Source organism: Candidatus Litorirhabdus singularis (assembly GCF_026262625.1).
Taxonomy (GTDB): domain Bacteria; phylum Pseudomonadota; class Gammaproteobacteria; order Pseudomonadales; family Halieaceae; genus Litorirhabdus; species Litorirhabdus singularis.
Genome location: NZ_SHNN01000008.1, coordinates 14,640 through 33,764 on the forward strand (window position 1 = coordinate 14,640; position 19,125 = coordinate 33,764).

Sequence of the window (19,125 nt, forward strand, 5' to 3'; positions counted from 1 at the left end):
AAAGGTGGATATGTCGCTCGCGATCTATGGCCGAAATACTCACCACATAAGCGATCGAATGACACCAAAATTGGTGCGTTTTGAGGTGCGGGAACTTACGGAAATTTGCCGCTATTGTACAAGAAGGTCTACGGCTAAAACCCGGTGCTGCGCGGCATACTGTGTTGGCGTGCAGCCTTCTCTGTTCATGAAAGCCCTTCTGAAGCTATTTACTTCTTCATAGCCCAGTCCATAAGCGACTTCGCTAATGGGAAACTGGGATTCCTCCAAAAGCTTTTTCGCACGCATATGTCGGGCTTCCGACAAGACCTCCCGGAAATTGAACCCCTCTGTTTTGAGCCTGCGCTGAAGAGAGCGCGGGCCAATACGCAACCGATTAGCAATGGTATCCACCGCTACATCACCGATGCGAAGCTGCACATCCAGAATATTTTTAACTTGATCGTGGGTAGACGTTGGAATTCCCGAAGGTGTCAGCCAATTCTTCAAATCTCCAAAAAGAGGTGTTTCGGAGAACGATATTTTTCTGGGGTTAGGCGCTTCAAGGTCGGATTTTTTTATTGCAATAGCTGCGCCAGTCTCCAGGTATCTGCAGGTGGCCGAATACATGGATTCTGCATCGTCGAAACCGCTCAGAACTCGCCGGGGTAGCCCGACCCATACAGGTGTCCATGATTGACCGAGAAAGTAGCGTGGAATTTCAGTCAGCAGAAGCGGCATTCCCTGGTCAATATAGTGGGCCCCGGGCAAATCCTTTAAGCCGGAATTAAATGACAATATGACGTGATTGTCGGCGTCACTAACGTCTACTCTCGCGCCAGGATTGATCAGCGACAACGCATTTCCGCCACGCTTAAGGGCGTCTCCCAGACAAGAGGCAGCCAACACATATTCGGCATAGGCGCCAAGGTCGAGATAGTTCGAGTGTTTGGTCAATGTTACTCCGAAAAAAGAATCCCCGAGTTTTCTCGATGCAGCTGCCTCAAACTGGGCATAAACATCGTAAGGAAGGAAGGAATTGCCCGAGATGGCTTCTCTACTCAGAGATAATGTTCGCAGACAGGAATCGATATCTTGTTTAGAGCAGAGCTGATCCGCAATCTCCACCGTGCGCGAAAGTATTTTTGTATGTATAAGTGGTATGTTCAATCTTCTGTCACGTTGAAATAGCGTGCTGCAGGAACCAGGGTCAGCCCCTGCACAAGTACGGATACCAGCACAAAGAAAAATACCAGGTGGAATATTTGCGAAGCACCAGCAAGGCCATAAGTCGCTGGAAATGTGGCCAGCACAATGGGTACCGAACCACGCATACCTACCCACGACACATAAAGCAGCTCCTGCTTTTTCGGGCGAAAGGGTAGGTAACAAAGAAATACCGCCAGCGGCCTGCCCACAAACATTAAAAACAGGGCTAACACTACGGACACCCCAGCGACTTCAATTAGCTGCGATGGAAAAACAAGTAATCCGAGCATCACAAAAATTATAATCTGCATGAGCCAGGATAGGCCATCATGGAAAGACATGATTTCGGCGCGGCCCTTAGTGAATTTATTGCCGATCACCAACCCGGCAACGTAAACGGAAAGATAACCGTTGCCAGCTAACCATTCCGCCGCACCAAAAGATAATAAGCCCAGCCCTAACACCATTGTTGGATAAAGACCGGCTGTGGACAAGCTGAGCCGATTGAGAACAGTGACTCCCACCCAGCCTATTAATCCGCCTGCTATCCCGCCGATACTCAACTGCTCAATCAGAGTGCCCGCCAGACTTACAGATATTTGGTCACCATTGGAAATAATCCCAAGCAGTGTGAGGGTCAGCAGAATAGCCATGGGGTCGTTACTGCCGGATTCGAATTCGAGTAGTGAACGCAAATTTTTCTTTGGCTGCACGGGGCTGGTTCGGTAAACCGAGAATACAGCAGCCGCATCCGTAGATGAGACTATCGCGGCGATTAGAAAAGCCTCGGTCCAACTTAGCCCGTCTGTGCCGAGATAAAATGAGGTGTACCCGCCCAGGACGAACTTAGCGAACACACCAAGGCTTAGCATGGTAATAAAAACGCCCAGCGTTGACAGCATTAGCCCAGGAGCAAGCACAGATTTGACCGATGCCCACCGTGTGTCCAGACCGCCGGCAAATAGAATGATACACAGCGCCACAGTTCCGATGGACTGGGCCTGTTCAGGCGAATTAAAGGCTATACCACCGATGCCCTCGGAGCCAGCTAGCATCCCAATTAGTAAAAATAGCAGGAGAACTGGAACTCCGAACCGATCAGAAAGCTTACTGGAAAGGGTGCTGATGATAAGTAGGGTGCCACAGACTAATATTGCATTGCTGACGTCCATGATTTATTCCTACGTTTGTGTCCGAACCGTCTCGCAAAAATGCGGTCGGCAACTTCAAGGTGGATATTTTAGATCACGCCATCGCAGTTTAACCTATATTAGGGATTGGTAGATCAGATAGTCAGTTTCGCTTTCATGCGTTATAGGTGCAACTTTCAGAACCAGACCAGCAGCCTGTAATTTGCCCCGGAGTGTTTTTACATATCGCAGCCCCAAGTTGATCTTTACAATATCAGATCTACCAATTTCTTGTTGAAAGCCATGAAAAACAAGCTAATCCGGAATTCTTTATGGATTATCCTGCTCGCGCTTGCAGGTTGCAGCGGTATTGTGCGAAACCCTCTCCCTGTAGAGGCGTATGCTGACGCAACCATTCTAGGCCGTTCGGACTTACGCTACTGGGCGGACACCTCAATGTTTGAAGTCAGCAACTATTCGATACATGACACTCCTGTAGTTGACTTCACAGCTCGCTATGCTGGTATTTCAGATCAGGAGCACAGCTATCTCGCTATCTCCGGCGGCGGGTCTAAAGGAGCCTATGGTGCAGGTGTGCTCGTCGGTTGGACGGAAATGGGCACCCGGCCACAGTTTGCCATCGTCACCGGAGTTAGCACAGGCGCTTTGATCGCCCCCTTTGCATTCCTGGGCCCCGAATACGATCAACAGTTGAAAGAAGCTTACACCACACTAGGGACTGACAGCGTTATCAAGATCGGCAATATTTTTCGGTCACTTGCCAATGATGGGCTGATGGATTCTTCACCTCTAACTGAGACATTGAACCGCTATGTCAACGAGGAGATGATCAAGAAAATTGCAGCTGAACACCGCAAAGGTAGACGGCTGTTAATAGGCACAACTAACCTGGATGCGGGTAGGCAAGTAATCTGGAACATTGGTCGTATTGCAGACAGCGGCCATCCCGATTCTGCGGATTTGATCCGTGACATCATGCGCGCATCGGCATCAATCCCCGGTACATTTCCTCCGGTCTACTTCACTGTCGAGGCAAACGGAGAGAGCTATGATGAGATGCACGTGGATGGCGGAGTAGCTGCCCAGATGTTCCTGTACCCGAGCAGCGTAAGCATGAATGAGGTTGCGGAGACTCTCAAGGTGAAAGGAAAGCCACATGCCTATCTAATAGGAAATTCTCTTGTGCACCCGCAGTATCTCCCGACATCTCCGAGTATCTACAAGATTACTCGGCGCACGATTTCAACATTGACTCGAACCCAGGGCGTCGGTGATGTCTACCAGATTTACGCTGTTGCCAATCGCGATGGCGTTGACGTCAGCCTAACCTGGATCCCCGAGGACGCGGTGGAAGAGGTCAGCAATGAACCCTTTGACCCTGTTTATATGTCGGCTCTGTTTGAGTACGGTTACCAGCGGGCGTTGAAAGGTGAAGTCTGGAGGCATATGCAGCTGAATTAGGTTTTGTTACTGTTTATCGTCCTGCCCTAGCGCCTCATAGGCTGCGGCCTTTTATCGACCAATGGCTTGGTCGATAACGTGCAATGAAGAGTCAATGCTTGCGAAGGTTTTTTCGCCCGTAATCAGTTGGCTCCAGTCGTCCTTGTTCAGGTTAAAGGTAGGTCCGGCATTGGCTGTTTCGGTAATGGCAATCACGCTATTACGTAAAGCAATGGCGTAACTCGCACCTTCGTCTTCGAAGCTCACATTAAACTCGACATGCTTGCCTTCAGCTAAGCGTGCATCCACCATGTAGCGCAGGTATTGCACATTATCAGCGAGAGGAGACGCGGCTAATTTAGCTGGTGTTACTGCACCTAAAGCCTGATTTAACTGTTGCATGTGAGTCACAGTTTGCTCACCGAACTTGAGCTTGCCCTCGTGCAATAAGGCTTCACTAATATAGAAGCCACGCGCATTAGCCGACGAGGTGCGCTGACCGAGTGCACGAGCGGCTTCGGCGCGAATCGCCTTAACATCCGAATTGGCGGCGTCTGCTATGAGCAGTTCAGAGCTTAGGTACAAGGCCCACTGCCAACCTTCGAGAGTCTGCTTGGCATTGGATGCTTGCGCTTGTTTCACCACCGCGTCAAAACCACCGATGGCATCAATCACATGATCACTAAAACTAGCTTTCGATAACGGGTTGATATCATAAGGGTCATTGCCCATCCAGCCCAGGCGTGCGTTATAAATGCGCTTCACATGGCTTTCTATCTGGCCGTAAGTTTCCTGACCTTCACGGTTTGGCATGTATATCCACTCAGCGGCTTCTTGCGCATCTTTGCCAAGAGAAATTGCGCGATAAGTTTGATCGTGCATCAACTGCACCTGATCGCGGGTTTTGTGCAGGCTTGCTCGTACTGCATCTCTGCCAATGTAAGCTGCACCATGAATATCCACATGGTATTCAATGTCTCGGTCCAGGGCTAAATCAACGGCTTTAACATAGTCTAGAGGATCGCGATACCAATCGCCCCGAAGCGTATAAAGATTAAATACCGTGCCAGCGGCCAGCGCATTACCTACAAGCAGTTTCTTTTCAGGGAAATAGAAAGCTACACTTTCACTGACGTCGGTTTTGCTAGGCAGCACCTCTACGGTTAAGCCACCAACTATATGGGTTTCTATAACCTCATCTTTAAAGGTTATGGTTGGGGGTACGAAGGCTTTCGTGCCGGAGAGCTTCTCTGCGCTGAAGCCTAGATTATTAGGGAAGGCATCAGCACCTTGATTCGGGTGTAGCATGCCGAACTGCTGGACCGCACGACGCTGAAAATTTCCTGACAATACACTCACACCTTGATCGCCACGCAGCGTTTTCATCAGGTCTTCGTGGCCATAAAATTGGGTTCCTTCATCACGAAACGCTTCAGCACCCCACACGTAATGTGAGTGGGTATACAACACAGCGGCAACCTTAACTTCCCCCACCTTAGCTTCTAACTTAGCACGCTGATCCTGCGCGGCTTCAAGATTGTCTCCGGCATCGACAATAACCCAACCATCAGGTCCTTCAATAGCGATGGTGTTGGCGAGACCCCAGCCAGCAAGGCGGTAAATCCCTTTGGCAATTTTGGTGACTCTTTTTTCATCCATCTGCGCCAAACGGTTTACTTCAACGGCATGCGGGTTAGCAATGGCGTCGTTATAGCCCGTGGCAGTTCTATCTTCTAATGACATATTGTATTGGCCGGCCGTCGCTGATACCGCGACACTGGAAAGCACTATTACTGCAAGGCTATAAGCTGAGCATAGTTTCATACGCATAATATTTTCCTTTGTTTTATTCAAAAGCATCTTTAATTTTAAACTAGCTAGGTTTGATGTGGCCGCCTACTCCGCTTGAGTAAAAGCCGGGGGGCACATAGCTGCCAATTTTATTGGGGTCAGCCTGATAGGCTCGAATAAGAATAGTCATGCTGCCACCCGGCGTGAACAACCAATTTCCTTGTTGCGGCGTGGAAGATATAGTAATTATTAAAGAGCCGTCCTCTTCAAACTTCATCTGATCCATCGTAAGCACATAGGAGTCGTACTCATTCTTTTCAACGAGAATATTTTCGTCATGCACGGTTACCGACCAAAAACCAATCTCAGTTAAAGGGGGTAATTCATCTTTAGCAAATCGAATTTGTCCTTCACCTTCAGTAAACAACATAAAGTAATTGGCTTCTTCTTTGGAGTTACCCCAGAGACCGAAATACGCCGCGGCTGCCCGGCCTAAATAATTACCATTCAAAAATTCGCGGGTACCAAAAATCTCAGTGGCCCCTGCGTAGCCATTGCCAACATCCAGATTTTTTGACTCTGCTTGAATTGTTGCGAAGGCTGCATCAATACCTGCTTGTATTTTCTGCAAATCATCGGCCGATAGCTCTACCTTATTCATAATGCCAATCGCTGCAAAACGTTCAAACAATGCTGCTTCAGCCTCAGGAACCTCGGTCAGTAATTCATTAAGGTATTCAACAAAAGCCGGTGAATAGGCTTTTTCCTCGTCGTATTCTGGGTAAGTTCTTACTTGCGATGGCGCTGACACGACCTTGATTCCCTGTTGAATCTCACGCACTTTATCCAATTCGCTTCTATCTTTAATGTCGATACGGTTAACCAATATGGCATGGTCCCCCTCCATCAATACTGGCGTACTGGCGCCGCTATCGGGCTTCGGCTGGTTTTTATTGTAAAAAGTGAAGCGACCCGCTTCCCCGCCATTGGTGCGGGTACCCAGGTAGTAAAAATTATGGGTAAATACATCGACGAACTGATAAACATTATATCTATCTTTTATCTCCGGGATTTCGAGGGTCACGGGGCCCGCTGAAATATCAATAAACAGGCCTCCCGTCATGGAGGTAAGGTTGGGGGCAACGATCGGCTGACCGACATTGTCCATAGGGTATCTAGGATTCATCGCCACAATATTTGGCTTCATCCCGATAAAGGTAAACATGCCATTTATCGTTTTAACCTGCTCCATCATAGGATAGGCATAGATAAACGCCTCATAGGCAACCTCTTTTAGATTTACTGGCTCTTGTACTTCTTTTTTACCGTTGCAGCCTGCAAGCAAAGCTAGCAAAGCCATCATAAGTACGCCCCCAAATCGAATCGTCACTTTCCTAGTAGTCATGTTATCTCCTTACATTAATTCACTGATAGCTAGCTCACCCACTCATTAGTTACGATAAATATACAAGCAGCAGCTGGCCACGAAGCTTTAATTCACCAGCACGGCGCTTGGTGCTTTCCATGTTTTCATCTTTTCTAAATCTGGAGCGTAAATGCGAAGACTTAGATCTATAGCCTCATCGCGCCGCTGAACAGGCAACCAATTCTCCTTAGGCACGCCAGCCGGTTTTTCGGCGGCGACATGGATTTCGATACCGCCATCGGCATTGAGCTTGAAGCCGGCGTTCTCACCAACCGAATACTTGTTGTGTTCATTCGGGATGAAAAAGCCGTTTTGACGGTCATACAGGGTGAGCGACCAAAAGGCCTTCGCCGGTGGCATCTCGTCCTTGCTTATTTTAATCACGTAATTATTAAGGGCATTCATCGGCTTACCATCTTGCGCTGCGACAGGTGGGTATATCGCCTCCGTTAACGGTAACCCGATAGGACCGATCACGGACTGTACTATCAGGGTTTCAAGTGCTATCTGCCCCTTGGGCTGAAATATCAGCGGTAAAAAACGGGTGTTATTGGCTGCATCGGCTAGCATCCCTAGCACCGTTTTCTGAACTTCACCTGTAACTTCACGGAAAAGATCACCATCTATCTTTGCAGCTGTTAACGGATCCCAGGCCTTACCCGGCTCGATACCCAGAGGTTTGTAGGCAGCTAACAATGCTTGATCAAGCTCATCCTGCGGATCAAAGGTGGTGTGATTGAAAATAAACTGCATCACTTCTAGTAGGTTATTGCCGAATACATCAGCATCGGTGGCGCCGACTGCAGGGAAGTTTATGGCAGAAGGCGCTGGTGCTGGCTTACCTTGATATTCAGACAATGACATCAATTTCAATGCGTTAATCTGATCGCTAATACGGTTGAATTTCTCCGGCTCATTGGCGTGGGGCATGATGCGGTGGAATGCGATAACGAAATCACCGCTCATCTCCAGATAGCGATCAATACCGGCAATTTCATCGCCCGCTGTATAGCCCTGAGTACGCGCCGTATAGAACAGTACTTTCTCAGGCTTTTTATAATCCCCTTTGACGCTGCTCAATGGCACGCTGACATAATGGTCATAAGCCGAGGTCTCCAACGATACATACATGGAGTCAAAGGCGGGCACGTCGAGGATCATCGGTTGATCACGGAGATCCAGCATGGCGATCTGGTACAGCGTATCGTTATTGGGGCGAGCAATGAGTTTGATGCTGGCATCAAAAAGGCTGGTATTTAGCGACAGTTTGTTCCAACCGCCGGTACCCATCGGGCTCGATTCCGGGGCTTCTGCCGCTTTGTTATTAACGTTATAAATCGCGACATACTGATACGAACGCCTTACGATATTCTCGACCTGGTCGCGAGATAAGGAAATCTTCGAGCTCTCCGCGGCAACGCTGAATGCAGAGAACAAGCAGGAGGCGAGCAGTGTCATTAAGCAAAAATATGCCTTGGAAGGTGTTAGTTTCATTCTGTTAAATCCCATTTCCTTTAAGCGGTACAATAGATCTAACATGTAGTTTCTCTTCGAAAACAATGCGAAGCAGCATTACCAGGGAAGAGCTACCACTGGAGAGATGCTGAAGCGAATCTGGAAATCCGGACCGAAGTCATCAGGAGACTCCAGGTAATGCCAATATTGCGCGCCCAGCTTCCAAGGGCGACCACTGATAAACAGCGTTTTAGAGACGCCTACGGCCAGCGGCAGTGTCAACTTGTTGTCGCTGTTTCTAGCCTCATGATTGTAAGAGAATGTAGGGGCTCCGAAAAATTGCCAGCCATTGCCCATGTTAATTGAATAGAAATACTGTCCCGCGGTAATACTGGTATCAAAGTCGTCTTCACCGGCAACATCCCATTGGTGACTCACCAGCACACCTGCTACTCCCCAGGGCCGCATTACTGCCACAGCCGCCTCTGGCCCCAGCAGCCATTGGTCCCGGCCCAGATCGTCATGGGTGGCAGTAGGTAAGGTGCCTGCGATACCAGCGATCGCGATTATGCCTCCCGGCAGAGCGGTGCCTATTGCTGCGTCGAAAGAGATATCGCCCATTTCCCATTTACGAGTGTCATAGTCGCCGCTAATGTTGGGAACATCCTGTTGAACGATCAACGGAATAGCCGGACGAACAAACAGATTGCTTCTTTCATTCAATTTGTAGGGCAGGGAAGGCTGAAAAGTAACCCGTGTCGCGCTCTGGCTACCTGCTTTTGGAAGATCGCCGTCGAACTCAATATGATCAATCTGGAAATTCATTGTGCCCAGGTTGGTATTTGGGTTCGATAGTTCAGCGGCAATATCCTGTGCCGACGGCGTGGCCATGCCGCCGCTTTCTTCTACTGCGTCAAGGCGAACCATGGTTCGCTCACTATCGCCGCGCTCCGTGATTCGAAAATGGATAATTTCTTGATCTTCTACGTTGCTCACCCGATAGTCATCAGGCTTTTCCAGGTCCTGCTCGAAGGTGAAACATTCTGTCTCGGTGAAGGAAGAATAGCAGACTTGATCGTCGCCTTTTACTGCCCAGGTTCTGTCAAAGGTTTCTCCCCAGGCACTTATTTTGGCAGTACCATCGGCCAGATATTTGCCAATGACCAACACACCTTCTTTAACTTCAATTTCTGCCGTTGCTCCGCTGATCAGTGCGGTTAGATTTTCTTGACCGGCGACAGCGGTCCAGTCCTCAGCCTGGACCATGCCCGCAGCCATTAAGCTGGCCAAGCTCGATAATGTAGCTACCTTTAAGCGACGCCCCAGCTTGTTAAAGCCGCTCGAAATTTGCTTGTTCAATCTAAAATTCCTTTTTTGCATAATTAAAACTGCCATGTCAGGCCGACTTGCCAGCCTTGTTGCTTAACATCGTACTTAAAGCCGCTTTCGTCGTAATCCAGGTCATAGAGACGATACCCAACCGCAGTCGCTATAGACTCTGTCCACTGGTAGCCCAGATTGGCTGTCAGGTCATAGAAGCTATCCGCGTTAATCCCAAAACCCCCATACCCGACACCACCGGCAACATAAAAATTGGACCCGGGAAAGGATGACTTGCCCTTGATGCCAATAAATGGGTCGGTCCACGACTCTTTTTTGTCGGCTGAGATGTTCAAGTCAGGCAGCGGGCCGCGCAACGTCAAGGTTGAATCGATTTGCCACCAACGAGCCCCCGCCATAGCTTCCAACACGGTATTCTGATTGCTAAATACCTCATAGGTATAGCCTACGGTTGCCATGGTAGTTTTAGTCCCGGACTGAATTGTAGTGTCCTCCAGTTCTACAATGGGTTCCTCTGAGGTCATATCGCTATAATAAAAATCGAGGTATACGCCTTGTTTGCCCTTTTTCGCTTCGGAAATGAACATGAATGAGGTCTCGGTGTCATCTATGGCATCACTAGGCGAGATGTCAACATTTACAGGGGGCAAGCCTTCTATGGTAGCTACATCGCCCTCGAAACCAGCGAACCAGATGTAGGGGCTCAGGTTGAACGACCATTGTTCTTCAGCACTCAGGCTGAATGAAGCGGTCATGCAAAAAATCAGGAAAAAATATCTGATGATACGAATGCTATCTTTATTCAAGGGCCCAAGTTTAGGCATAGATCAACATCTTTGAATTGTATCCGTGGCATACGCGGTTATTGTCGAATTGGATCAGGATTTCATGCTTGCTGGCCAAAATGTCTTGTGGCTAGTCTACTGGGAGGATAAAAAGCACAAGCCAGTTTACGCTCGTGCTTGAGTCTGTTCGTAATCATTTTGCGACACACAGGTACTATCCACTTGCAAATGGCCGATCACAACCTGGTCAGTTGTTTAATTGAAAGCCCAGCTGTAGGCTGGCCAATAATCCGCTGCCTATGGTTACACATTCCATGTTTGAAATTGTGATGGTTACCTTTCTGGCTTTATTGCCCATCTCCAATCCCTTCAGCACAGTCCCGCTGTTTCTTTCGCTGACCAAGGGTCAATCCGACGCATGGGCGCAAAAGCAGGCCCTGCGTGCCTGCATTTTCATGGCAGCTATTCTTCTTACTTTTCTATGGTCAGGCGCACTAATCATTGAGTTCTTTGGTATATCAATTCCCGCTATTCGCGTTGCCGGGGGCATTATTATTATGCGGGTCGGATTCGGCATGCTTAACCCAGCAGATGCTGAGGAAATTTCCGATGAGGCAAAAAAAGAATCAAAGAAGATGAGCGACATCGCGTTTACGCCACTTGCAATGCCATCACTCAGCGGCCCGGGTTCCATTTCGGTTGTGACGACCATGGCGGCGGGAGCGGACGACTTAGTCGGTTATGCGGCAGTTTCTGTCGGGATTGTCGCAGTCGTATTTATTGCCTGGCTTGCCCTGCGGAGCGCCGGATTTATCTCCAGAGCATTGGGGGTAGTAGGCCTTGATGCATTAACCAGAATTATGGGATTTCTCCTAATTTGTATCGCGTTCCAGTTCGTTTTTGACGGTTTAGCAGAGTACCTGGCAAGCGAGCGTTTTATTACGCCGATTATTGAAAGCTTGCAACAGTTCGAAGGCGAGTCGTGAGAAAATCCACTGAGTGACTAATTAGCATATTTATAATAGCTGGAGACCGTTTCAGCCGCGACAAGTGGTTGCAGTACTCAGAATGTTTAGGGTTGGGTGGGGGAGAAAAGGGCGTTTGTTCTACTTATACTCACTCACCACCATGTATGCCGAACTCCATTGCCTGAGCAACTTCAGCTTCCAGCGCGGTGCCTCGCACCCCCGAGATCTGGTGCAGCGCGCGGCAGAGCTGGGCTATACCGCGCTCGCCATTACTGATGAGTGCTCGCTAGCCGGGGTGGTCAAGGCTCATGTGGCGGCGCAGGAATACGGCATCAAGCTGATTATTGGCAGTGAGCTGAACCTGGAAGAAGGCATCAAGCTGCTGGCGCTGGCGCCCAATCGCGCCGCCTATAGCGAACTGTCGGGGTTAATCAGTATGGCCCGCAGGCGCAGCCCCAAGGGCGAGTACCGGGTCAGCCTGCGTGACGTGATCTTTCATCTCAAGCGTTGCCTGCTCATATGGCTGCCCGTTGATAACAGTGATACCAGCCGCGCCTATGGCCAGCAGCTGCGGCGCCTGTGCAAGGAACGGCTGTGGCTGGGTGTTAGCCACTTACGTCACGGTAACGAGACACAGCGCTATTTACAGTTTCTGGAGCTGGCCACCAGTCTTGATATACCCATGCTGGCCTGTGGCAATGTGCAAATGCATCACCCGCGCTGCAAGCCACTGCACGACGTCATCACCGCCATCGCCCACAACACCAGTGTTGATCAGCTGGGCCGCCTGCGCCACAGCAACAGTCAGCAACACCTGCGGCCCATCGACAAACTGTGCAAGTTATATCCAGCCGCCCTGCTACAAATACACAGGACACCCATGTCTTTTTCATCGTATTCGCTCATCCGCTAGCGGGTCGCCTTAGTTCGGTCTAAGCTCTTTTGTGCAGGCGATGGAACGCCAGATAGGAGGCTCAAGGATGACCACTCCACGTCGTACTCAGATTTCGTTAGACGATACCCCTTACTACCACTGTATTTCACGCTGCGTGCGGCGTGCGTTTCTGTGTGGAAAGGATCGGTATTCGGGACAGGACTTCAGTCATCGCCGCCAGTGGCTGCTAGACCGCATCAAACAAGTCGCTGCAGCGTTTGCGGTGGATATCGCTGCTTATGCCATTATGAATAATCACTACCACCTGGTGCTTCGCGTCGACAGAAAGCAGGCCCAGTCCTGGACCGACCATGAGGTGATTGAGCGTTGGTGCACGCTGTTTCGCGGTCCCTTACTGGTACAGGGTTATCTCTGCGGAGAAGCGTTGAGTGCAGCTGAGGGGGAGACTGTTAGCGCTATAGCGGGGGTATGGCGTAAGCGGCTGATGGATATCAGCTGGTATATGCGGTGCCTCAATGAGTATGTTGCCAGGCAGGCGAATCGTGAAGACGGTTGCACGGGGCGCTTTTGGGAGGGAAGGTTCAAAGCGCAGGCGCTATTGGATGACAGGGCGGTACTCAGCTGTATGGCGTATGTGGACTTGAACCCCGTTCGGGCAGGGCTGGCGCAGGGCCTCACTGACTCTGACTTTACTTCGATTCAGGAGCGTCTGTGGGAATTGAGTGATAGGCAGCAGCGAGCGCAGGAGCCGGAGGTAGATGTACATACTAGTACCGCGAGCCTCCTGCCCTTTACTGGCGCGCAGGCCGGTGCAGGTATGGGTACTCAGCTGCCGGTTACATTGCGTGCCTACATAGAACTTGTGGATTGGACGGGGAGGGTGGTGAGGGCGGATAAGCGAGGTGCAATTGCACGAGATGCACCGCCGGCGCTGCGAGCCTTGCAGCTCGATAGTGATCAGTGGCTAGAACTGACATTAGATGTTCAGCGTCGCTCGGTGCAGGCAGTAGGTCATCCAGCAGCGCTGGCACGTTTTAATCAGGCTCGCGGTCGACGTTGGAGTAATGGCCAGTCGATGTTGGGTCGCGTTTACGGGTCTCCCTAAGCTACTCGGCGAACTTGAAATGCGGCAGCAACTCGTTCCAGGGAGGCACCGTATCGCCCAGTTCCTCTATGCGTGCATTGATATGTTCTGCCACATCTGTGCCGATAACGTTGTACATGTATTTCCACCACTGTCCGCCGCCATGCGTGCGTGTAATAGCCAATACCAGTTGTTCGAATCTGATATAAGAGCCTTCGTGAATGAAATTGTCTTCTTTCATATAGAGCACTGATTCGAAGACGAGAAGGACATTCGTTGCCCAGTCCCAAAATTGCTGACGGCTCCAGTCGTCGGCGCCATCAAAATCATCCATGCAGCGCTGAATTGCGTTGAAGCACTCCTTATTTTGTGACGGCAAGGATATCCATTCCCGAATTTGCATCAGTAAGTCGCGCTGTGCTTTTGCACGTTCAATATTCGACTGTTGGCGTAACTGAAAGCCGACAAAGAGTAGCGAGATAATCACAGCAGCTCCGCCAAGCATTTCCGCCAAAGCTCCAAACATTTCCCAATTCATGCAGTCATCTCGCTCAATAGTAGAGTGCTGTTCTGATTGAACAGCTGTGCCGGCTAATACTAGTCGAGAAGTGCGTATGTCTAAAGGGGAAGATATGGGTGTCCCGTTACTACAGGATTGCGGAGGAGGAGGTAGTCGCGCATTTCAAATTAACGTGTACTTTGGCAGAAATGAGGTATTGCTTAATCGCTCATATGGATTCCTTGGCGGTGGGCAAAAGGATTTCATTTTGGAGTCATTGAAAGTGATTGTTGAGAGGGCAGTCACCGACTACCTTCAAGTCAACTTCGACTTAGCGCCGGAGTGACCCTAATGGGATTTGAGTTTGATATAAAATGAATCAACGAATCCACAAAGCACTCGCCATCGCCGCAGCAGGCTTCGTCCTGATCATGGCGGTGATTGGCATGGCCACGACAGTAGATTGGCTGATGGGCGGCCAGCCGCTGAACAGCACTGGTGAGATCGAATGCACGATAGAACCTGGAGGGCAGGGTGGTGAAGAAATGCAGGAGCCTCCAATTCGGACGCCAGACGTGCAGGTATAGCTTTTAGTTTTGGCAAGGTGTGCCTGCTTTACCGGTGCCATGTCCGCTTTCGCCTACAGTCATTAGCACTCTCAAATTACAGGCAATAAAAAGCCCTCACTAGGAGGGCTAGTCACTAGAAGTACCGTCTATGCTTTCTTGCGCTTTGACCAACCAAGTCCAGCGAGACCGAGGCCGAAGAGAGCGAGGGTGGCGGGAGCTGGCACGACTCCACTGCCTGTATTTACCGTAAAATTATCAAAATAGATCGCGTGGCCTGTAAATACCTCAGCGAAACTAAAGCTAGTTATACCACCCAGTCCCATAAAAGATACTCGCGCTGTTGCAGCGTTGGCGCCTCCGCTGGAGAGGGTGTTCCCCGTGAGCACGGCCAATCCACCGTTGGACCAATCAACAGAACTTACCGCTGAAACTATTGGTGTTAATGCGAAGACCAGACTTTCGTTATTATTACCGGCATCTAAGGAGCCAACATCGAAACTTAGAGAGTCAATCGCCTGATTGAACGATAGGGTTAGCGTATCACCAGAACTACCCCTTGCCGATCTCAGGTACGAAGTGGGATAATTGAACTGTTGTCCACCATCGGCGTTAATCGTTGCGGTGAATGCCCCGTTGGTTGCTGTTGAACTGGTAAGACCGCCAGATGTGAATGCAAAATCTATAAGTCCTGCGTTCGCTATAGAGCAGAATAGCATCCCGAGAAAGAGTGTCGCCCCTCTTGCCAAATGTATCGCGCTCATTTTATAGGTGCTAGTTTTCATTATCATTTTTCCCTTGCGTCACGTCGTTCGCCGTATTGGCAGCAATATTTTGTGATATGCAAATGTTATGCCAATCCAGTAAAGACGGGCCCTCCAGCAGCTTGTAGATTAGATATAGATTAAAGTTGTAAAGAAAGCTGACAGAATAGCCGCTTGTTATATAGGGCTAATGGGTTCTGCCAAGTTAAAACTCTAGTTTTTGATAGAATCGGCGCATGAACATATACAAACGCCACAGATTCCCACCCGACATAATCTCCTACGCAGTCTGGCTCTACTATCGGTTCAATCTCAGCCACCGAAACATTGAAGATCTGCTAGCGGAACGAGGCATAATCGTCACTCGTGAATCGATCCGACTGTGGTGCATCAAGTTCGGCCGTCTCTATGCCCGCCGATTGAAACGAAAGCACCGAGGCTATGGCGACACCTTCTATATCGATGAAGTATTCGTACGGATCAACGGTAAGCAGCACTACCTCTGGCGTGCTGTGGATCAGGATGGCGAGGTGGTTGATGTGTATCTACAGGCCAAGCGTGATGGTGCTGCTGCAAAGCGCTTCTTCAAACGTCTATTGCGAAGTCATGGCAGTGAGCCCAGGAAGATCGTGACGGACAAACTGCGCAGTTACGGCGTGGCGCATCGAGAACTGATACCCGAGACAATTCACAGTACCAAGCAGTATGAGAATAATCGGGCTGAGCAATCTCATGAATCGACCAGGGTCAGGGAGCGGGGGATGAGGCGATTCAAATCCGCCAAGCAGGCGCAGAGATTTCTGGGTGCACATGCTGCCGTTAGTAATTTATTCAATTTGGGACGGCACTTGATTCGCTCTGAACACTACAGGAATCTCAGGACGAGTGCGTTTGCTGAGTGGGGTATGGTAGTTGCTTGAGGCTGTGGTGCTAGATTTCTATGGTTCCAGCGAGTTAACTTGCCAGAACCTTGTTTACCACTTGTTTCCAAACGCGATGGTGACGGTTTTATCGCATCACACTATCTTGGTCGTGTTGGAGCCCATTGCCCCCGGCCGCACCCGTAATATTGCGTATTCCCTTGCGCACACCGGTGGCGACCCTGCTGCGGCGGAAACGGCCAAGCGAGACTCACAGTTCGTCAACGAGACCGGTGCGCCGGAAGATCGCGCGCTCGCAGAGAGCGTACAGCGGACCATGGCCAGTGGCGCCAACGATCACTTCACCTTTGGCCACTTCGAGAGTGCCATCGTTCATTTTCATCGCAATCTCAATGCAGCACTGGAAGAATAGTGAGTACGGTATGCACGTGTATAGGGAAATACAGAGCACACCCATGTCTTTTCTTATTACTCGATAGCCACAATAATGGAGGACTCTTTGCGCTGATTAATCTCCCAGTCCACTTCATCATCAACACGTTTACCCATTAAGGCCTGCCCGAGTGGCGCGGTCGGGGTTACGACTTGTATGAGCCCCTGCTCGCCATCAATACTCAAGCCGCCAGCGGCAGGTCCAATCAGAAAGCGCCGCTGTTGTCCTTCATCATCTTCTATGCAGACTAGTGCGCCCGTTTGAATGGTGGCATGCGCGTTGAATGTGGGCCGTTGGAAATTCTGGTAGAGGGCAATGGATTGCTTAAGCTCGGCAATACGCATGGATTGTCCATGGGCTAGATAGGCGGCTTCCACGGCGAGAGTGTCATATTTATTGGCGGCAATATTTTCAGAATGGGTGGCACTGTCGTGCGCTTGCTCACTGGCAGTTACAGCAGTACTGAGTTCGAGTTGTAGCTTCTTAACAATGGCGCTAATCAGGTCGTGCATAGTGAGGGTTCAGTCATTAGGGAAAAAGTTGCCGGTTTGTTTGCCATAGTAACTGATGCGCCTCTGTGGAGGGCGCTCTCTACCGTAGAAGGCTTGTTGTTGAAAGGGCGCTGCTGGCCCTGAACGATTCCTTGGCTCCGTTTAATCGCTCCACCGATCAAAGCGCATAATCTTTGTCAGTGGCTTGCGGCTAACCGGGCCAAATTTACCCAGGGGGTAGCCTACCGGTATTAAGGCATAGGCAGTCATGTTCTCTGGCAGATTCAGAATTTTGGCTACTGCTGCCGTGTCGCCTAGCGCCAGGGTGGTGGGGGCGGCGCCCAGACCCAGAGAGCGGGCGGTCAATAAGAGGTTTTGGATACCCGGCCAAATTGACCCTGCAGATCGGGCCCGAGCCAGGGCATCGGCTTCTTCAAAAAATGTGAGGCAGGCAATGATCAACGCGGGTGCTTCGTGTAAGTGGTCCATCTGCCATAAAACCGCTTCCATCATGCGCTTGCGTTTGTCGCTCATGCGCGGGTCAGCGAGGGAGGGTGCCACGTAGGCCTCGACGCTGATGCGGTTGAGGTCAGCCAACTGTTGTTTCACTTGCGCATCGCGCACCACTATCCAGCGCGCATTCTGTGCATTGGAACCTGAAGGTGCTTGATTGGCAGCATCAATCAGTTGAATTAGCTGATCCTCTGGCACTTCGCGGTTGTCCAGACGCCGCATAGCCCGGCAATTGTAGATGGCTTCGTGTAACTCCATAGGTTGACTCATGTTGTCTCCTGGCGTTGGTCCGGTTAAAGAAAGTACATTGATTCTACAGTGCCTTGCATTCCCATCAAGTGTAGCAACTCGTTCCGGGGAGGCACCATATCGCCCAGTTCCTCTATTACTAGCCGAGAAGTGTGCATGCCTAAAGGCGAATATACTTGGGCAGGACCGAATTGAAAAAGTATGATGGTCTCACACGCCCCTGATAGAGTTTTCGACCTATGCAGCAGACCACTGATCGCGCGCGCGAATTACTACCAACGGTTGTCATAACCGTTCTCAGTATGATCCAGGCCCTTGCGCTGGAGCTATATTGGACCCGCTTCCGAGAAAGTGACTACCTGTGGCAATCGGGCTGGGAGGCTGCCCTGGGTTGGGTGCAACTAGCCGTAATGCTGTTGGGCATACTGCAGATATGGCTTTTTTACGTGAGCCTGGTGCTGCGTTTTAGCTGGATGCCAACCATGGAGGACACCCTGGCTCCCTTCATCATAGGGTTACTCGAGTTCGCAATGATAGACCTCATGGGTTCGGACGACTTGGGCGCATGGTTCCTGATGCTGGCGGCGGTGTTTGCTGTCTCTATAGGGGCCAGCCATCTGGTATTTCGCCGAGCCCGGCGCGACCCTCTAAATGACTACTTTTTTTCTAACATGGCAGCTGCCACTTGGCGAGATTACCTGTCCTCTTTGATGGTGGTCGCCCTATTAATCATGGTCGGTAGCGGTCTATGGCTTTCGGGTCATGCAGGCGCATTCGCATTGGCTGGCTTACTGTTTGCCTTAGCGGCCCTCAGCTATCAATTAGTTCTGATACATCGCTACTGGTTGGTCATGCCGCCCTCGGCGACCTCGCTTGATAACGTGAATGAATAGAGAAAGGGGTCAGCTTAGACTCAAGTTGCAAGTGCAACAAAAAGCGGCAGTATGGGTCAAATGACTATCTATCATCACTTAAGCCCGGAAGAGCGGGCTTTTCTTATGCTTGAACGACACCGTGGCAGTAGCCTGCGTCAGATAGCGCTGCAACTGGACCGAAGCCCAGCCACTTTGTCACGGGAGATCAGGCGGAACTCGTCTTCCGTTGGCTACTGCGCTGCCGAAGCGGGTAAAGCCTACCGAACCCGGCGTAAACGCTGCGTGAAACCGCGAAAGATTATCAGTAACCAGGCCTTGCGCGCCGTCGTT

General features: G+C 50.3%; 20 protein-coding genes. 9 read left to right on the forward strand and 11 right to left on the reverse strand.

From position 1 onward, the window contains the following. Positions 1 to 111: 111 nt before the first annotated feature. The gene (locus EYC98_RS21470) at positions 112 to 1,149 is read right to left on the reverse strand and encodes an AraC family transcriptional regulator (RefSeq protein ID WP_279247468.1); all 1,038 of its coding nucleotides are present in this window, start codon (positions 1,147 to 1,149) and stop codon (positions 112 to 114) included. Then, positions 1,146 to 2,360: a potassium/proton antiporter gene (locus EYC98_RS21475; RefSeq protein ID WP_279247469.1), complete on the reverse strand. Its 1,215-nt coding sequence runs from the start codon at positions 2,358 to 2,360 to the stop codon at positions 1,146 to 1,148. The genes EYC98_RS21470 and EYC98_RS21475 overlap by 4 nt, the downstream gene beginning before the upstream one ends. Before the next feature lie 414 nt (positions 2,361 to 2,774). Between EYC98_RS21475 and EYC98_RS21480 the strand changes: the two genes are divergently transcribed. After that, positions 2,775 to 3,800: a patatin-like phospholipase family protein gene (locus EYC98_RS21480; RefSeq protein ID WP_279247470.1), complete on the forward strand. Its 1,026-nt coding sequence runs from the start codon at positions 2,775 to 2,777 to the stop codon at positions 3,798 to 3,800. A 51-nt stretch (positions 3,801 to 3,851) separates the two neighbouring features. Here the strand turns inward: EYC98_RS21480 and EYC98_RS21485 are convergent, their stop codons facing one another. The 5 genes from EYC98_RS21485 to EYC98_RS21505 all read right to left on the reverse strand — a co-directional run bounded on the left by EYC98_RS21485 (position 3,852) and on the right by EYC98_RS21505 (position 10,547). Then, positions 3,852 to 5,609, reverse strand: a complete 1,758-nt coding sequence (locus EYC98_RS21485) for an alkyl sulfatase dimerization domain-containing protein (protein WP_279247471.1) — start codon at positions 5,607 to 5,609, stop codon at positions 3,852 to 3,854. Between the two features lie 43 nt (positions 5,610 to 5,652). Continuing rightward, positions 5,653 to 6,975 (reverse strand): DUF1254 domain-containing protein, encoded by a 1,323-nt coding sequence (locus EYC98_RS21490; protein WP_279247472.1) that lies wholly within the window; start codon positions 6,973 to 6,975, stop codon positions 5,653 to 5,655. A gap of 87 nt (positions 6,976 to 7,062) precedes the next feature. After that, positions 7,063 to 8,535 carry a DUF1214 domain-containing protein gene (locus tag EYC98_RS21495; RefSeq protein WP_279247473.1) on the reverse strand — a complete coding sequence of 491 codons (1,473 nt, stop codon included), beginning with the start codon at positions 8,533 to 8,535 and terminating at the stop codon, positions 7,063 to 7,065. Between the two features lie 33 nt (positions 8,536 to 8,568). Next, a complete protein-coding gene (locus EYC98_RS21500; RefSeq protein WP_279247474.1) occupies positions 8,569 to 9,810 on the reverse strand; it encodes a hypothetical protein in 1,242 nt (413 codons plus the stop codon). Positions 9,811 to 9,833: 23 nt separating this feature from the next. Then, positions 9,834 to 10,547: a hypothetical protein gene (locus tag EYC98_RS21505; protein ID WP_279247475.1), complete on the reverse strand. Its 714-nt coding sequence runs from the start codon at positions 10,545 to 10,547 to the stop codon at positions 9,834 to 9,836. Positions 10,548 to 10,891: 344 nt separating this feature from the next. Here EYC98_RS21505 and EYC98_RS21510 point away from each other — a divergent pair, with 344 nt between their 5' ends. The 3 genes from EYC98_RS21510 to EYC98_RS21520 all read left to right on the forward strand — a co-directional run bounded on the left by EYC98_RS21510 (position 10,892) and on the right by EYC98_RS21520 (position 13,545). Beyond that, positions 10,892 to 11,563 (forward strand): MarC family NAAT transporter, encoded by a 672-nt coding sequence (locus tag EYC98_RS21510; protein WP_279247476.1) that lies wholly within the window; start codon positions 10,892 to 10,894, stop codon positions 11,561 to 11,563. Positions 11,564 to 11,678: 115 nt separating this feature from the next. After that, the gene (locus EYC98_RS21515) at positions 11,679 to 12,458 is read left to right on the forward strand and encodes a PHP domain-containing protein (protein ID WP_279247477.1); all 780 of its coding nucleotides are present in this window, start codon (positions 11,679 to 11,681) and stop codon (positions 12,456 to 12,458) included. A 67-nt stretch (positions 12,459 to 12,525) separates the two neighbouring features. Next, complete coding sequence (locus EYC98_RS21520; protein WP_279247478.1) at positions 12,526 to 13,545, forward strand: transposase; 1,020 nt, start codon at positions 12,526 to 12,528, stop codon at positions 13,543 to 13,545. 1 nt (position 13,546) lies between these two features. Here the strand turns inward: EYC98_RS21520 and EYC98_RS21525 are convergent, their stop codons facing one another. Next, positions 13,547 to 14,062, reverse strand: a complete 516-nt coding sequence (locus EYC98_RS21525) for a hypothetical protein (protein WP_279247479.1) — start codon at positions 14,060 to 14,062, stop codon at positions 13,547 to 13,549. 335 nt (positions 14,063 to 14,397) lie between these two features. Between EYC98_RS21525 and EYC98_RS21530 the strand changes: the two genes are divergently transcribed. Next, positions 14,398 to 14,610, forward strand: a complete 213-nt coding sequence (locus EYC98_RS21530) for a hypothetical protein (protein WP_279247480.1) — start codon at positions 14,398 to 14,400, stop codon at positions 14,608 to 14,610. A 128-nt stretch (positions 14,611 to 14,738) separates the two neighbouring features. Here EYC98_RS21530 and EYC98_RS21535 read toward each other — a convergent pair whose 3' ends face one another. Beyond that, complete coding sequence (locus EYC98_RS21535) at positions 14,739 to 15,374, reverse strand: PEP-CTERM sorting domain-containing protein (protein ID WP_279247481.1); 636 nt, start codon at positions 15,372 to 15,374, stop codon at positions 14,739 to 14,741. Between the two features lie 215 nt (positions 15,375 to 15,589). Between EYC98_RS21535 and EYC98_RS21540 the strand changes: the two genes are divergently transcribed. Together EYC98_RS21540 and EYC98_RS21545 are read left to right on the forward strand one after the other, a co-directional pair. Next, positions 15,590 to 16,273: an IS6 family transposase gene (locus tag EYC98_RS21540; RefSeq protein WP_279247482.1), complete on the forward strand. Its 684-nt coding sequence runs from the start codon at positions 15,590 to 15,592 to the stop codon at positions 16,271 to 16,273. Positions 16,274 to 16,280: 7 nt separating this feature from the next. Then, positions 16,281 to 16,646 (forward strand): SRPBCC family protein, encoded by a 366-nt coding sequence (locus EYC98_RS21545; RefSeq protein ID WP_279247483.1) that lies wholly within the window; start codon positions 16,281 to 16,283, stop codon positions 16,644 to 16,646. A gap of 56 nt (positions 16,647 to 16,702) precedes the next feature. Here the strand turns inward: EYC98_RS21545 and EYC98_RS21550 are convergent, their stop codons facing one another. Then, complete coding sequence (locus EYC98_RS21550) at positions 16,703 to 17,179, reverse strand: GreA/GreB family elongation factor (RefSeq protein ID WP_279247484.1); 477 nt, start codon at positions 17,177 to 17,179, stop codon at positions 16,703 to 16,705. Positions 17,180 to 17,320: 141 nt separating this feature from the next. Next, the gene (locus EYC98_RS21555; protein WP_279247485.1) at positions 17,321 to 17,941 is read right to left on the reverse strand and encodes a nitroreductase family protein; all 621 of its coding nucleotides are present in this window, start codon (positions 17,939 to 17,941) and stop codon (positions 17,321 to 17,323) included. A gap of 218 nt (positions 17,942 to 18,159) precedes the next feature. Here EYC98_RS21555 and EYC98_RS21560 point away from each other — a divergent pair, with 218 nt between their 5' ends. Continuing rightward, positions 18,160 to 18,813: a hypothetical protein gene (locus EYC98_RS21560; RefSeq protein ID WP_279247486.1), complete on the forward strand. Its 654-nt coding sequence runs from the start codon at positions 18,160 to 18,162 to the stop codon at positions 18,811 to 18,813. A 60-nt stretch (positions 18,814 to 18,873) separates the two neighbouring features. Beyond that, positions 18,874 to 19,125 (forward strand): helix-turn-helix domain-containing protein (locus tag EYC98_RS21840; protein ID WP_420887209.1); only part of this gene is annotated, 252 nt, incomplete at its 3' end.